Below are 14,505 nucleotides of genomic sequence, written 5' to 3'. Positions count from 1 at the left end.
GGCCTGAGAGTCAAGGGCTCATGAATGTAATCTGCACACTTGTGAAGCGTGATCATTTCGACCCACGCACGTGTGATTGCCGCGAAACGCGCCCCACCCGCCCCTGTCCGCGGGCGCTGTCGGTGTACCGGGGCGCGCTGCGCGAGGGCCGGGTGCCGGCCGACGAGGTGCCTCGCTGTCTGACGGAGCTCGGGCTCGTCGTCGCCGACGCGGAGGCGCCCGGCTGGTGTCTGCCGGTGCCGCCGGACGCCGCGCGCTTCGCCGTGCTGTCCGCGATGGAGGACCGGATGGCCGAGCAGCGCCGGGCCCTGCGGTCGGCGTCCTCGCGGCTGGCCGCCTTCGAGTCGGTGTACGCGCGTGAGCGGCGCTCGGTCCTGCCCGCGCTGGTCCGGCTCACCGAGAAGGCGGTGATCAGCGCGGCCCTGGAGGCGGCGGTGGGGGACTGCCGGCATGAACTGCTCACCGCCCAGCCGGGCGGCGGCCGCGCCGAGGCGACCCTGCGCGAGGCCCTCGGCCGCGATCTGCGGGCCCTGCGGCGCGGGGTGCGGCAGCGCACCCTGTACCAGCACACCGTGCACACGCACCGGCCGACCATGGCGTACATCGAGCGGGTCACCGCGGCGGGGGCGGAGGTCCGGACCCTGGCCGAGGTCGTGGAGCGGCTGATCGTCTGCGACCGCTCGGTCGCCTTCGTGTCGCTGTCGAAGGACGGCGCGGACGGTGCCCTGGAGATCCGCGACCCGGCCCTGGTCCGTTTCCTCGCCCGTGTCTTCGAGCAGACCTGGGAACGCTCCACCCCCGTCCACCCCGCGGACCCCGCCGAACGCCGTAAGCCCGAGGTCACCTCCGACCTCCAGCAGACGATCCTGCGCGCGGTCGTCTCCGGCGAGACGGACGACTCCATAGCCCGCCGCCTGGGCATGAGCCGCCGCAGCGTCGCGGAGCACATCAGGAAGGTGTCCTTACGGCTGGGCAGTGGCAGCCGGGCACAGCTGGGGTATCTGGTGGCCACGTCGGGGTTGCTGGAGGAGGGGTAGGCGGGATAGTGGTACCAGTTTGACCCCACTTTTGGTACCGTCGTGGTATGGCTATGAACCTACGTCTGCGTGACGACCAGCAGGAGGCGCTCAGGCTGCGTGCCGAGGAGGAGGGGCGCAGCATGCACGCCATAGTGCTTCAGGCGATCGACCGGTATCTGGAGCAGGAGGCGGACGGGGCCACGGTGCGGCGCCTCGGGGCAAAGTACGCCGCGGCGCACGCCGGCCTCTTGAGGAGGCTGGGGGAGTAGATGAAGTACCTCACGGTCCAGGAAGCCCTGGACCTGGCCGAGCTGGCGTGCGGGGGGCAGGACGTCGCGGTGCGTGATCTGGGGTTGCTCAGCTCGGCCGCGCATCGCCCCCGATCTCAGATGTTCGGCGTCGAGGCGTACGCGGACCTGTTCGAGAAGGCCGCCGCGCTGCTTCACTCGCTCGCCGTCAACCACCCCTTGGTGGACGGCAACAAGCGCATGGCCTGGATGAGTACGGTCGTGTTCCTCGATTTCAACGGCACCGAGATGGTTGGTGTCGACCAGGACGAGGCCTACAAGCTCGTCATCGAAGTGGCGTCCGGCGGGCTGGACGACGTAGGCGTGATCGCGCGGCGACTGAGGGCTCTCCACGAAGCCATGTGACCTCGATCCCACCCACGGGTGACCCGGCCTCGTCCGCACGTTGACATGACCGGGCCGCCGGTAGGGTGGCCCGGTTGTCATACCCAGCCGAGCCGCCCAACCCTTTAACGGAGACCGTGACTACCACCGCCGCCTCCTCCCATCACCTCTCTCCGGCCTTCCCCGGCCGCGCCCCCTGGGGCACCGCCAGCAAGCTGCGTGCCTGGCAGCAAGGGGCGATGGAGAGATACGTCCAGGAGCAGCCGCGCGACTTCCTCGCCGTCGCCACCCCCGGCGCCGGCAAGACGACCTTCGCGCTGACCCTCGCCTCCTGGCTGCTGCACCACCATGTCGTGCAGCAGGTGACCGTGGTCGCGCCGACCGAGCACCTCAAGAAGCAGTGGGCCGAGGCGGCGGCGCGGATAGGGATCAAGCTGGACCCCGAGTACAGCGCGGGCCCGCTCGGCAAGGACTACCACGGGGTCGCGGTCACCTACGCCGGTGTCGGCGTGCGGCCCATGCTGCACCGCAACCGCGTCGAGCAGCGCAAGACCCTCGTCATCCTCGACGAGATCCACCACGCCGGTGACTCCAAGTCCTGGGGCGAGGCGTGCCTGGAGGCCTTCGAGCCGGCCACGCGTCGCCTCGCGCTCACCGGTACGCCGTTCCGCTCCGACACCAACCCGATCCCCTTCGTGACGTACGAGGAGGGCAACGACGGGATCCGGCGCTCGGCCGCCGACTACACCTACGGCTACGGCAACGCGCTCGCCGACCATGTCGTCCGGCCCGTCATCTTCCTGTCCTACAGCGGGCAGATGCGCTGGCGCACCAAGGCGGGGGACGAGATCGCCGCCCGGCTCGGCGAGCCCATGACCAAGGACGCGATCAGCCAGGCCTGGCGTACCGCGCTCGACCCGCGCGGCGAGTGGATGCCGAGCGTGCTGCGCGCCGCCGACCAACGCCTCACCGAGGTGCGCAAGGCCATCCCGGACGCCGGCGCCCTCGTCATCGCCTCCGACCAGGACTCCGCCCGCGCCTACGCCAAGCTGATCCGCGAGATCACCGGGTCCAAGGCGACCCTCGTGCTCTCCGACGACACGGGCGCGTCCAAGCGGATCGACGACTTCAGCGCGAGCAACGACCGCTGGATGGTCGCCGTCCGCATGGTGTCCGAGGGCGTCGACGTGCCGCGCCTCGCCGTCGGCGTCTACGCCACCACCATCTCCACCCCGCTCTTCTTCGCTCAGGCCGTCGGCCGTTTCGTACGGTCCCGGCGGCGCGGCGAGACCGCCTCCGTCTTCCTGCCGACCGTCCCCGACCTGCTCACCTTCGCCAACGAGATGGAGGTGGAACGGGACCACGCCCTCGACAAGCCGAAGAAGGAGGGCGAGGAGGACCCGTACGCCGAGTCCGAGCAGGAGATGGACGAGGCGAACAAGGAGCAGGACGAGGACACCGGCGAGCAGGAGCAGTTCTCCTTCGAGGCGCTGGAGTCCGAGGCCGTCTTCGACCGGGTGCTCTACGACGGCGCCGAGTTCGGTATGCAGGCCCATCCGGGAAGCGAGGAGGAGCAGGACTACCTCGGCATCCCGGGGCTCCTCGAACCCGACCAGGTGCAGCTGCTCCTCCAGAAGCGGCAGGCCCGGCAGATCGCGCACAGCCGCAAGAAGCCGGACTCCGAGGCGGACCTCCTCGAGCTGCCCGCCGAGCGCCGGCCCGTCGTCTCGCACAAGGAGATGATGGAGCTCCGCAAGCAGCTCAACACCATGGTCAGCGCGTACGTCCACCAGAGCGGCAAGCCGCACGGCGTGATCCACACCGAGCTGCGACGGGTCTGCGGCGGCCCGCCGAGCGCGGAGGCCACGGCCGGACAGCTACGGCAGCGGATCGCCAAGGTGCAGGAGTGGGCCACCCGGATGCGGTGAGCCCGTCCGAGCCCGGCCCAGTCAGGGCGCGGGGCGTGTCAAATGCTGCGCACGCAAGTTGCTGTGCGCCGTACGTATCAGGACAAAAGGAGTGCTCCGTACCGGCCACTGCCCGGATTCTGGACGGAGCCTTCCGCTCAGCGAACCGCCTTCGCTACTGTCCCGCTACGCACACGCCCCGTGGCAGCGCCGCCGCGGAGCGCAGCCGTGAAGCGACGCGGTCCGGAAATCGCTCCGGATCGCCGGCCGATCGGCGGCCTCTGAAGCGCGTCAGCGACGGGACTCGATGACGCATCCCCGCGACAGGGCCGCCGACCTCACCACTTGGAGGAGTGGGCGTCGTGACCGCGGAGACCTCTCAGACGCTCGACCGAGGACTGCGTGTCCTCAAGCTGCTGGCCGATACGGACCACGGGCTGACCGTCACCGAGCTATCCAACAAACTGGGCGTGAACCGGACCGTTGTGTACCGGTTGCTCGCCACCCTGGAGCAACACGCACTCGTACGGCGTGACCTGGGCGGACGTGCCCGGGTCGGGCTCGGAGTGCTGCGCCTGGGCCGTCAGGTGCATCCGTTGGTGCGCGAGGCGGCTCTGCCGGCCCTGCGCTCCCTGGCCGAGGACATAGGGGCGACCGCCCACCTCACCCTGGTCGACGGGGCGGAGGCACTCGCCGTCGCCGTGGTCGAGCCCACGTGGACGGACTACCACGTGGCCTACCGGGCCGGATTCCGCCATCCCCTGGACCGCGGGGCCGCCGGCCGAGCGATCCTCTCCGCCCGCGTCCAACCCCTCCGGGACCCCGGCTTCACCCTCACCGAGGGCGAACTGGAGGCGGGCGCGAGCGGCGCCGCCGCCCCGCTGATCGGCGTCACGGGCGTCGAGGGCAGCGTCGGCGTCGTGATGCTCGCCGACGCCGTCCCGGAACGGGTCGGGCCGCGGGTCGTGGACGCGGCACGGGAGGTGGCCGAGGCACTGCGGTGACACGTGAGGGCGGGCCCGAGCCGGTCGTACGTCCGTCGTACGCCGCCGTGGGGCCGCCCTCCCGCACCTGGCCGGAACTCACCGTCCCGTAGATTGATCCCGTGCTCTCTCGCCTCACACGCCCCCAGGCCGTAGCCGTCTGTGCCCTGCCCGTCGTGGCTCTGATCGCCACCGCGGCGCTGGCACCGCTGCCGTTCTCGCTGGCGCAGCCGGGTATGACGGCGAACGTTCTGGGCGAGAACCAGGGCACCCCGGTGATCACGATCTCCGGCGCGCCGACCCGGGACACCAGCGGCCAGCTCCGGATGACGACCATCGAGGCGACCAACCCGGACACGCGCGTCTCGCTGGGCGATGTGCTCGGCGCGTGGTTCGACAAGGACCGCGCGGTCATGCCGCACGACTCGGTCTACCCCAGCGGGCAGTCCACCAAGGAGATCGAGCGGCACAACACCGCGCAGATGAAGGAGTCCCAGGACGCGGCGACCCAGGCCGCCCTGAACTACCTGGACCTCAAGGACGACGACGTCAAGGTCTCCCTGAAGCTGTCCGACGTGGGCGGCCCCAGCGCGGGTCTGCTCTTCACCCTGGGCATCATCGACAAGCTGGACGGCGACGGCAGCGGCGGCGACCTCACCGGCGGCCGCACCATCGCCGGGACCGGCACCATCGACCCGGACGGCACGGTGGGCGCGGTCGGCGGCGTGCCCCTGAAGACACAGGCCGCCAAGCGGGACGGGGCGACGGTCTTCCTGGTCCCCAAGGACGAGTGCGCGGACGCGGAGGCGGAACTGCCGAAGGGGCTACGGCTGGTCCCGGTGACCACGCTGAAGGGCGCGGTGAGCGCGCTGGTGGCCCTGGAGACGGGCAAGGGCTCGGTACCGAGCTGCTGAACCCCCCTTAGTCACCAGGAACCGCTAGCCCTCCTTCACGAACCCCTCCTCCTTCATCCAGTCCAGCGCCACCTGGTGCGGGTCCTCCCCGGCCACGTCCACCTTGGCGTTCAGCTCCTGCGCGACCTTGTTGTCGAGCTTCGCGGTGACCGGGTCGAGGACCTCCGCGATCGCCGGCCACTTCTTGAGCGCCTTGGAGTTGATCTCGGGCGCCGCGTTGTAGTTGGGGAAGAACTTCCTGTCGTCCGCCATCACCACCAGGTCCATGGACCTGATGCGGCCGTCGGTCGTGAACACCTCCCCGTACGTGCAACTGCCCTTCGCCGCCTGGGTGTAGATGATCCCGGTGTCCATCTGGGTGACGTTGTTCGCCGGGACGCTCATCCCGTACGCCTTCTCCATCCCCGGCAGCCCGTCCGCGCGGTTGGCGAACTCGCTCTCCACGCACAGCGTCACCGCCCCCGGGTCCGACTTCGACAGCGCGGCCACGTCGGACAGGGTCTTGGTGCCGTACTTCTTGTAGTGGGACCGGTTCATCGCGAGGGCGTAGGTGTTGTTGAGGGACGCCGGCGGCAGCCAGGTCAGTCCGTTCTTCAGGTCGGCCTTCCGCACCGCCTCCCACTGCGCCCGCGGGTCGGCGATCGGCTCGCTGTTGCCCTGGTACGTGATCCAGGCGGTGCCCGTGTACTCGTACATCCCGTCCGCGTCACCGGACTTGACCGCCTCCCGCGCCCCGATCGAGCCCTGGATGCCGGTGCGGTCCAGGACGTCCGCGCCCGCCGCCTGGAAGGCGATGCCCATGATCGCGCCGAGGATCAGCTGCTCGGTGAACTCCTTGGAGGTGACGGTGAGGCTCGCGCCCTTCAGCGGCTCGCCCCGTCCGATCGAGCCGGGCTCGACGTCGTCGACCATGGGGGAGCCGCTGGTCAGTCCGCACGCGGCGGCGAGAACCAGCACGCACGCCGTCGTCAGTACGCGTCCGCGCTTCACGTCCCCGCCTCCAATCCCCGTGGCCGCAGGACCAGTTCGGCCAGCGAGGCCAGCCAGTCCACGAGCAGCGCGAGAACGACCGTGAGGATCGAGCCCAGCATCAGCACCGGCATGCGCTGGTTGGTGATGCCGGTCGTGATCAGCACTCCCAGACCGCCGCCGCCCCCGAACGTCGCGAGGGTCGCCGTACCGACGTTGAGCACCAGCGCCGTCCGTACGCCCGCCAGGATCAGCGGGACCGCCAGCGGGAGTTCGACGCGGGAGAGCACCCCGAGTGGGGACATGCCGATGCCCCGGGCGGCCTCCAGCAGGGTCGGGTCGTTGGCCTTGAGGCCGGCGATGGTGTTCGACAGCACGGGGAGCACGGCGTAGATGATGATGCCGATCAGGGCCGCCTTCATGCCCGTGCCGAGCCAGATCACCAGCAGCGCCAGCAGGCCGATCGCCGGGGTCGCCTGGCCCATGTTGGCGAGCGCCATGGCCGCCGGGGTGGCCGGGCGGAACGCCTTGCGGGTCAGCAGGACGCCCAGCGGGATCGCGATGATCAGCACGAAGAACGTCGAGATCACCGTCAGCTTCACATGCTGCCAAAGGGCCTTCGAGACCTGCCCGTTGGAGAGCGCGTTCTCGGAGATGGAGTCCAGGTCCGCCTGCTGGAACCACAGCCAGGTCGCCAGCAGCACCGCCACCAGTACCGCCGGCAGGAAGGTCAGCTTCTGCCAGGTGACCCGCCGCCGAGCACCGGCCGACCCGGGAGGCGCCTCCCGCTCCTCGTGCTCCTGCGCCTCCTCCGCCTCCTCCAGCTCGGGGATCGTCACGCCTTCGTCTCCCCTCCGTCGCCCTCCTGCTCGGCGTGCGTCCGGGCCGACCGCAGCTCCTCCAGCTCGTGCTGGTGCTCCACGGCATCCAGCCGGTCCGCCTCCAGCAGCTCGTGCACGGAGTTCATGAGCGTCTCCATGTCGACGACACCGGTGTACTCCCCGCGCCGCCCGGTGACGGCGACCCGCCCCGCGCTGTCGGTGAGCACCGCCTCCAGGGCGTCCCGCAAGGTCGCGTCCCGCGTCACCGTGTCGTTCACGAGGGTGCCCGCGCGGGCCAGCGAGCCCTTCGCCCGCATCAGGTCGCCGCGCCGCAGCCACTTGTAGGGGCGGCGCCGCTTGTCGAGCAGCAGGATCTCGTTCGTACCGCTGTCCCGGAGCTTGTTGAAGAAGTGCTGGAGCGGGTCGTCGACGGTCACCGTCGGATAGTCGGTGATCTCGACATCCCGTACGCGGGTGAGGTTCAGCCGCTTCAGTGCCGCACCCGCGCCCACGAACCCGGAGACGAAGTCGTCCGCCGGGTTGGTGAGGATCGCCTCCGGGGTGTCGAACTGCGCGATGTGCGAGCGTTCGCGCAGGACGGCGATCCGGTCGCCGAGCTTGATCGCCTCGTCGAAGTCGTGGGTGACGAAGACGATCGTCTTGTGCAGCTCGTGCTGGAGCCTGATCAGCTCGTCCTGGAGATGGTCACGGGTGATCGGGTCGACCGCGCCGAACGGCTCGTCCATCAGCAGCACCGGCGGATCCGCCGCCAACGCCCGCGCCACGCCCACACGTTGCTGCTGGCCGCCGGAGAGCTGACGGGGATAGCGGTCGTGGAACTCGCCGGGGTCCAGGCCCACCAGGTCGAGGAGCTCCTCCACCCGGTCCTTGATCCGGCCCTTGCCCCAGCCGACCATCTTCGGCACCAGCGCGATGTTCTGGGCGACCGTCATGTGCGGGAAGAGACCGGCCGACTGGATCGCGTAGCCCACCTTGCGGCGCAGCTTCACCGGGTCGATGTCGGTGACGTCCTCGCCGCCGATCCGGATCCGGCCGCCGGTCGGCTCGATCAGCCGGTTGATCATCTTGAGCGTGGTCGACTTACCGCAGCCGGACGGGCCGACGAAGATGACGATCTCGCCCGCCTTGATCTCCATGTTGACGTCGTCGACGGAGGGCTGTGGATTGCCGGGGTACCTCTTGGTCAGGTTCTCCAACTCGATGGAGGCACCGGAGGCTTCAGACACGGATCCCCCTGGGAATGGTCAGCCGTCCGATCAGGACGTACGCGGCGTCGAACAGCAGGGCCAGGATGATGATCCCGAGCGTTCCCGCGAGTACCTGGTTGAGCGCGTTCTTGCTGCCCAGCGAGGCGATACCGCGGAAGATCTCGTTGCCGAGGCCGGGCCCGGAGGCGTAGGCGGCGATGGCCGCGATGCCCAACAGCATCTGGGTCGAGACCCGGATGCCGGTCAGGATCGGCGGCCACGCCAGCGGCAGCTCCACGCGCACCAGCCGGGCCGGCCGGGACATCCCGATGCCCTTCGCCGCGTCCACCAGCGAGGGGTCGACCCCGCGCAGCCCGACGATCGCGTTGCGCACGATCGGCAGCAGCCCGTACAGGGTCAGCGCGATCACCGTGGGCGGCACACCCAGCCCGACGACCGGGATGAGCAGACCGATCATGGCGAGCGAGGGGATGGTCAGAATGGTCGAGGTGGCCGTGGTGGCGAGGTTCCCGGCCCACTCGCTGCGGTAGGTGACCACACCGATCAGAACGCCGATCACCGTCGCCACGATCATGCACTGGAAGACGGCACTCGCGTGCTGCCAGGCATCCGAGAGCAACTGCTGATGCCGGCTGCCCAGGTACTCCCAGAAGTTCACACGCGGTCACCCCACGGCAGCTAGGCCTGTCCTCGTCTAGGTCCTGTCCTCGTCCTCGGCCGCCTGCTCCACCAGCGGGATGATCCGCAGTGGAACGGGGTTCTCCATGACGATCGCCGTGGCGGCCCGGACGATTCCATCGAAACCGACAACCAGGTCGATCACACGTTGGAGATCGGCGTTGGAGCGGGCCACGAGCCGGCACAGCATGTCCCCGCTGCCGGTGGTGGTGTGCAGCTCCAGCACCTCCGGCACGGTCGCCAAGTGGGCCCGTACGTCCGCCCCTTGCCCCTGCCGGATCTGGAGCGTGGCGAACGCGGTGACCGGATAGCCGAGCGCGGCCGGGTCCACCTGCGGTCCGAAGCCCCGGATGACGCCATTCGACTGAAGCCGGTCCAGACGCGCCTGCACCGTGCCGCGCGCGACCCCCAGCCGCCGGGACATCTCCAGCACCCCGATCCGCGGCTCCCGCGCCAGCAGCACGATGATCCGTCCGTCCAGCCCGTCGATCCCCACGAGAGCCGCCCTTCCCAGTGGTCATCCTGTACAGAGAGCCCGCAGAAACGCATCGGGCACTGGTCATATTGCACACCCGAAACGCAAACTATTGCGCACCTTGCCGCCGCAGGAGAAGGCTGCGGCTATGACGCAGACCACTCACCACACTCCCGACACCGCCCGGCAGGCCGATCCCTTCCCGGTCAAGGGAATGGACGCGGTCGTCTTCGCCGTGGGCAACGCCAAGCAGGCGGCGCACTACTACTCCACCGCCTTCGGCATGAAGCTGGTCGCCTACTCCGGACCGGAGAACGGCAGCCGCGAGACCGCGAGCTACGTCCTGGAGAACGGCTCCGCCCGCTTCGTCCTCACCTCCGTGATCAAGCCCGCCACCACCTGGGGCCACTTCCTCGCCCAGCACGTGGCCGAGCACGGCGACGGCGTCATCGACCTCGCCATCGAGGTCCCGGACGCCCGCGCCGCGTACACCTACGCCCTGGAGCACGGCGCCCGCTCCCTCGCCGAGCCGTACGAGCTGAAGGACGAGCACGGCACCGTCGTACTCGCCGCGATCGCCACCTACGGCGAGACCCGCCACACCCTCGTCGACCGCTCCGGCTACGACGGCCCCTACCTCCCCGGCTTCACGGCGGCCGCCCCCCTCGTCGAGCCGCCCGCCCACCGCACCTTCCAGGCCATCGACCACTGCGTAGGCAACGTCGAACTCGGCCGGATGAACGAGTGGGTCGGCTTCTACAACAAGGTCATGGGCTTCACGAACATGAAGGAGTTCGTGGGCGACGACATCGCCACCGAGTACAGCGCGCTGATGTCGAAGGTCGTCGCCGACGGCACGCTCAAGGTCAAGTTCCCGATCAACGAGCCCGCCATCGCCAAGAAGAAGTCCCAGATCGACGAGTACCTGGAGTTCTACGGCGGCGCGGGCGTCCAGCACATCGCGCTCAACACCAACGACATCGTCGAGACCGTACGGACCATGCGGGCGGCGGGAGTTCGCTTCCTCGACACCCCCGACTCCTACTACGACACCCTCGGCGAGTGGGTCGGCGACACCCGCGTCCCCGTCGACACCCTGCGTGAACTGAAGATCCTCGCCGACCGCGACGAGGACGGCTATCTGCTCCAGATCTTCACCAAGCCGGTCCAGGACAAGCCGACCGTGTTCTTCGAACTCATCGAGCGGCACGGCTCGATGGGCTTCGGCAAGGGCAACTTCAAGGCCCTCTTCGAGGCGATCGAGCGGGAGCAGGAGCGGCGCGGCAACCTGTGAATCCCGCGTGAATTGACAAGCGCTTTCGCAGAACCTTGAAACCGGTGAACGGAAGTTGACACTCTCTGGTCCTGTGGGCACCACCCGGGCGTCCACAGGAACCAGGGGACACCGTGACCGACCGCATCGACCTCGACGTACCGGCGAAATGCTGGCTGAAGGAGAAGGCCCTCCACGAGGGCACCGTCCTGCAGTCCTTCGCCTTCGACGAGGTGCACCAGCACCTCTACGTCCTCCAGGTCCGCCGTGGCGGCATCGGCGCCGGCAACCTGTGCCTCAACAAGCTCGACCTCGACGGCAAGCTGCTCGGCCACATGTTCCTCCAGGGCTTTGGGCACGGCGTCAGCATGGGCGTGCAGAACGCCGCCGACGGCAAGGTCTGGATCTGGACCGAGGCCGACTCCAAGGGCGGCTACGGCCAGGGCGTCACCCGCTTCCGGTTCAAGGACGGCGCCACCCGCACCGGCGAGGACGTCAAGATCCGCAAGCCGATACCGGGTTCCACCAACAACCAGCCCTCGGTCTGCATGGCCGGCAAGCGCATAGCCGTCCGCTACCGCCTCAAGGGCAAGCCCCGCTACCGGATCTGGGACCTCGACACCTTCGTCGCCCGCGACTACGACGACCACGTCACCGACCTCGCCCAGCCGGACCCGCACCCCGACAAGAAGATCCCCTTCCAGGGCTACGCCCTCTACCGCGACCACCTCTACCAGCTCGCCGGCACCGCCTACGACACCGAGAACAACCCGCCCGCCGGGCACGGCAACGCGCACGTCTCCTGCGTCGACATCACCTCCGGCGAACTGGTCCAGCGACTGCGCACCGAGGCCGGCCGCTCCCTCACCCACCGCGAGCCGGAGGGCGTCGCCGTCCGCCGCAAGGGCGGGGCCCGGCTCTATCTGGGGCTGGCCTCCGGGACCGCCGGGGCGCGCAGGTTCTCCCTCTACTACAAGAAGCCGACGCCGTAGAACGTACGTAGGCTGACCCCATGGCCAGGATCAACGACGTCGGCGGCACCGAGGGCTTCGGCGCCATCGACACCGCCGACGACACCGAGCCCTTCCACGCGGACTGGGAGGCGCGGGTCGTCGGACTCTTCAACACCCTGCGCGGACAGGGGATCTTCAACACCAACGAGTTCCGGGACGCGATCGAGTCGATGCCGCCCGCCGAGTACCTGGCGGCCTCGTACTACGAGCGCTGGTTCACCGCGATCCACGTCCTGCTGGAACGCAAGGGCGTCATCGAACCGGGTGAGCTCGATGACTGACCGCTTCCCGCCCGGCACCCGGGTGCGCACCTTCCCCCACGACCCGCCGCACCACACCCGCCTGCCCCGCTACGCGCGCGGCAAGCGGGGCGTGGTGGTCGAGCCGGAGGGCCCGGACGAACTGCCCGACGTCAGCGCGCAGGGGCGCGGGGACGCGCCCGTCGAGCAGATCTACGCGGTCCGTTTCGAGGCCCGTGACCTGTGGGGCGAGGGCGACCACCACGTCGTACTGGACCTGTGGGAAAGCTACCTGGAAGAGGACCGTGAAGATGAGCGGTGACCACCACACCGATGCCACGATCGCCCGCCGGGTGCGCCGGCTCGAGACCCTGCTGGAGGAGCGGGGTGTGATCACCGGCGAGAAGGTGGACGAGGCGATCGACGCGTTCCTCGCCGCGTCGTCACCGGCGAACGGGGCGAAGGTCGTCGCCCGCGCCTGGACCGACGAGGCGTACCGGGCCCGGCTGCTGGCCGACGGGACGTCCGCCGTACAGGAGTTGGGCTACATGGACGGCTCCTACCAGCGCCTGCGGGTGGTCGAGAACACGGCCACCACCCACAACGTCATCGTCTGCACCCTGTGCTCCTGCTACCCCCTCCGCCTCCTGGGCCCGTCCCCGAGCTGGTACAAGTCGGAGGCCTACCGCTCCCGCGTGGTGCGCGAACCCCGGGCGGTCCTGCGGGAGTTCGGCCTGGAGCTGCCCGACGCCACGGACATCACGGTGTGGGACTCCAGCGCCGAGTCCCGCTACATGGTGCTCCCGCGCCGCCCGGACGGCACCGAAAAGCTGACGGAGGACGAACTGGCCGCGCTGGTCACCCGCAACGCGCTCATCGGCACCGCAGCGCTCTAGGGCTCCGCCTTCGCGTCCGCCACCGGCACCTCCTCCACCGGCACCTCCGCCACCGGTGGCTCACCCAGCGCCGTCAGTGCCTCCCGGGCCGACCGCGCCCACAGCGGCGAGAAGTACGGGTTGATCCGCAGCGCCTCCTGAAGGTGCCGTCGCGCCGGCCCGTACTTCTCCAACTGCCGCTCGATCATGCCCCGGTGGTAGGCGTACGGCGCACTGCGGACGCCGCCGCCCTTCGTCCGGTCCGTCGCCACCATGGCGTACCGCAGCGCCTCCTCGTCCTGACCGGCCCGGTGCAGCGCCCACCCCAGCGCGTCGGCCACCGCGATCCCCGGCTGGCGCCGCCACTCGGCCCGCAGCCGCCGCACCGCCTCATCCGGAAACCCGTGGTCCGCCTCGAACACCCCGAGCACCAGCTCCTCGTCGGCCCCGCCCGCCGCCGCGCCGCGCACCCGCTCCCGCAGCAGGTCGTACTGGACCTCGGCCGCCTGCCGCAGCCCCACCGACTCGTACAACTCGCCCAGTTCCAGGGCGTACTGCGGATCCGGCCGCTTGGCCAGTGCCATCCGGTAGGCGCTCAGCGCCTCCGACGTCCGCCCCAGCGCCGCCAGCACCCGCCCCTGACCGGCCTGCGCGGCCCGCTGGTCGGGGTCGAGGCGCACCGCCTCCTGGAAGTGCCGCAGCGCCGGCTCACGGTCGCCGCGCTCCCAGGCCAGCTGCCCCACCCGCTCCAGATACGCGGCCCGCTCGGCCGGCGCCCCGGCCCCCGCCGCCGCGTCCGTGAACTGCGCCATCGCGTCCTCACGCCAGCCCCGGTCCCGGTAGACCCCGCCGGCCCGCGCCATCACGGCCGGCCCGCCCCGCAGCTCCTGCAACCGCTCCAGGGCCCGCCCCGCCGCCTTCCAGTCGCCCAGACCGGTGTAGGCGTCGATCAGCGCCGGATACGTCGTCCAGCGCTTCGGTTCCCGCTTCAGCGCGGCCTCGCCCCACCGCTTCGCCGCCGGGAAGTCGCGCCGCGCGTTCGCCAGCGCGGCCATGCCGCCCAGCGCCTCGGCGGTACTACGCACCTTCAGGGACCTGCGCAACGCCTGGTCGGCCTTCGGGTAGTACCCGCTCTGCGCGGTCCGCCGCCCCTGCTCCATATACGCCGCCCCCAGCACCGCCCACGACTCGGCGTCCCTCGGATGCCCGCGCAGATGCGCCTCCCGCTCCCCGATCAGCACCGCGAGGTCGGGCAGTGCGGCCGGCACCCCCGCGGTGACCGCGGCCCGCGCCTGCGCCCCCGGCGCCGGCGGTGCGGGTGCCCGGGTGCGCGAGGGCTGCCACGGCAGCACCATCAGCGTCCCGCCGAGCACCAGACATCCGGTGACGGCGGCGATCAGAACCCGTCGGCCCGCACGCGCACGCGGAGGGGCCACCTCCTCTTGGCTCTCCATGGCGCTCACCATGCGTCAATACGA

17 protein-coding genes are annotated in these 14,505 nt (G+C 70.1%); 11 read left to right on the top strand and 6 right to left on the bottom strand.

Translation table 11 applies throughout. The features are described from left to right. The first annotated feature begins 122 nt into the window (after positions 1-122). The 6 genes from ABKA17_RS37435 (at position 123) to ABKA17_RS37410 (ending at position 5,455) form a co-directional block, all read left to right on the top strand. Positions 123-1,037: a LuxR C-terminal-related transcriptional regulator gene (locus ABKA17_RS37435; RefSeq protein WP_353696832.1), complete on the top strand. Its 915-nt coding sequence runs from the start codon at positions 123-125 to the stop codon at positions 1,035-1,037. Positions 1,038-1,090: 53 nt separating this feature from the next. Beyond that, positions 1,091-1,288, top strand: coding sequence for an Arc family DNA-binding protein (locus tag ABKA17_RS37430; protein WP_353696924.1), 198 nt, complete (start codon positions 1,091-1,093; stop codon positions 1,286-1,288). Beyond that, positions 1,289-1,672: a type II toxin-antitoxin system death-on-curing family toxin gene (locus ABKA17_RS37425; RefSeq protein WP_353696831.1), complete on the top strand. Its 384-nt coding sequence runs from the start codon at positions 1,289-1,291 to the stop codon at positions 1,670-1,672. A gap of 116 nt (positions 1,673-1,788) precedes the next feature. Further along, entirely contained in the window at positions 1,789-3,579 is a 1,791-nt protein-coding gene (locus ABKA17_RS37420; RefSeq protein WP_353696830.1) for a DEAD/DEAH box helicase, read from the top strand. 341 nt (positions 3,580-3,920) lie between these two features. Beyond that, positions 3,921-4,562 (top strand): IclR family transcriptional regulator, encoded by a 642-nt coding sequence (locus ABKA17_RS37415; protein ID WP_353696829.1) that lies wholly within the window; start codon positions 3,921-3,923, stop codon positions 4,560-4,562. Positions 4,563-4,663: 101 nt separating this feature from the next. Further along, positions 4,664-5,455 (top strand): YlbL family protein, encoded by a 792-nt coding sequence (locus tag ABKA17_RS37410; RefSeq protein ID WP_353696828.1) that lies wholly within the window; start codon positions 4,664-4,666, stop codon positions 5,453-5,455. A 24-nt stretch (positions 5,456-5,479) separates the two neighbouring features. On the opposite strand, the gene ABKA17_RS37405 is transcribed toward ABKA17_RS37410, so the two are convergent. From ABKA17_RS37405 to ABKA17_RS37385, 5 genes are read right to left on the bottom strand one after another with little or no spacing between them, the layout of a single operon-like run. Beyond that, entirely contained in the window at positions 5,480-6,445 is a 966-nt protein-coding gene (locus ABKA17_RS37405; protein ID WP_353696827.1) for a glycine betaine ABC transporter substrate-binding protein, read from the bottom strand. Next, positions 6,442-7,263: an ABC transporter permease gene (locus tag ABKA17_RS37400; protein WP_353696826.1), complete on the bottom strand. Its 822-nt coding sequence runs from the start codon at positions 7,261-7,263 to the stop codon at positions 6,442-6,444. The genes ABKA17_RS37405 and ABKA17_RS37400 overlap by 4 nt, the downstream gene beginning before the upstream one ends. Beyond that, positions 7,260-8,492 carry a betaine/proline/choline family ABC transporter ATP-binding protein gene (locus ABKA17_RS37395; RefSeq protein ID WP_353696825.1) on the bottom strand — a complete coding sequence of 411 codons (1,233 nt, stop codon included), beginning with the start codon at positions 8,490-8,492 and terminating at the stop codon, positions 7,260-7,262. Before ABKA17_RS37395 ends, ABKA17_RS37400 begins: the two co-directional genes overlap by 4 nt. After that, a complete protein-coding gene (locus tag ABKA17_RS37390) occupies positions 8,485-9,132 on the bottom strand; it encodes an ABC transporter permease (RefSeq protein WP_353696824.1) in 648 nt (215 codons plus the stop codon). Before ABKA17_RS37390 ends, ABKA17_RS37395 begins: the two co-directional genes overlap by 8 nt. A gap of 36 nt (positions 9,133-9,168) precedes the next feature. Beyond that, positions 9,169-9,648 (bottom strand): Lrp/AsnC family transcriptional regulator, encoded by a 480-nt coding sequence (locus tag ABKA17_RS37385; RefSeq protein ID WP_353696823.1) that lies wholly within the window; start codon positions 9,646-9,648, stop codon positions 9,169-9,171. 127 nt (positions 9,649-9,775) lie between these two features. On the opposite strand from ABKA17_RS37385, the gene hppD reads away from it, so the two are divergent. From hppD to nthA, 5 genes are all read left to right on the top strand, one after another. Further along, on the top strand, positions 9,776-10,921 hold the full coding sequence (hppD, locus tag ABKA17_RS37380) for a 4-hydroxyphenylpyruvate dioxygenase (RefSeq protein WP_353696822.1): 1,146 nt from the start codon (positions 9,776-9,778) through the stop codon (positions 10,919-10,921). A 113-nt stretch (positions 10,922-11,034) separates the two neighbouring features. Beyond that, complete coding sequence (locus tag ABKA17_RS37375) at positions 11,035-11,892, top strand: phage baseplate protein (RefSeq protein ID WP_353696821.1); 858 nt, start codon at positions 11,035-11,037, stop codon at positions 11,890-11,892. A gap of 20 nt (positions 11,893-11,912) precedes the next feature. Further along, entirely contained in the window at positions 11,913-12,194 is a 282-nt protein-coding gene (locus tag ABKA17_RS37370; RefSeq protein WP_353696820.1) for a hypothetical protein, read from the top strand. Beyond that, positions 12,187-12,474 carry an SH3-like domain-containing protein gene (locus ABKA17_RS37365; RefSeq protein WP_353696819.1) on the top strand — a complete coding sequence of 96 codons (288 nt, stop codon included), beginning with the start codon at positions 12,187-12,189 and terminating at the stop codon, positions 12,472-12,474. The genes ABKA17_RS37370 and ABKA17_RS37365 overlap by 8 nt, the downstream gene beginning before the upstream one ends. Beyond that, positions 12,464-13,048 (top strand): nitrile hydratase subunit alpha, encoded by a 585-nt coding sequence (gene nthA / locus ABKA17_RS37360; RefSeq protein ID WP_353696818.1) that lies wholly within the window; start codon positions 12,464-12,466, stop codon positions 13,046-13,048. Before ABKA17_RS37365 ends, nthA begins: the two co-directional genes overlap by 11 nt. On the opposite strand, the gene ABKA17_RS37355 is transcribed toward nthA, so the two are convergent. Then, positions 13,045-14,481: a tetratricopeptide repeat protein gene (locus ABKA17_RS37355; protein WP_353696817.1), complete on the bottom strand. Its 1,437-nt coding sequence runs from the start codon at positions 14,479-14,481 to the stop codon at positions 13,045-13,047. The genes nthA and ABKA17_RS37355 overlap by 4 nt on opposite strands. Between the last annotated feature and the right edge of the window lie 24 nt (positions 14,482-14,505).

It is taken from the genome of Streptomyces sp. RG80 (assembly GCF_040446465.1).
Classification (GTDB): Bacteria; Actinomycetota; Actinomycetes; order Streptomycetales; family Streptomycetaceae; genus Streptomyces.
The sequence above is the reverse complement of the archived record's forward strand: the minus strand, read 5'-3'. Positions and strand labels throughout refer to the sequence as shown.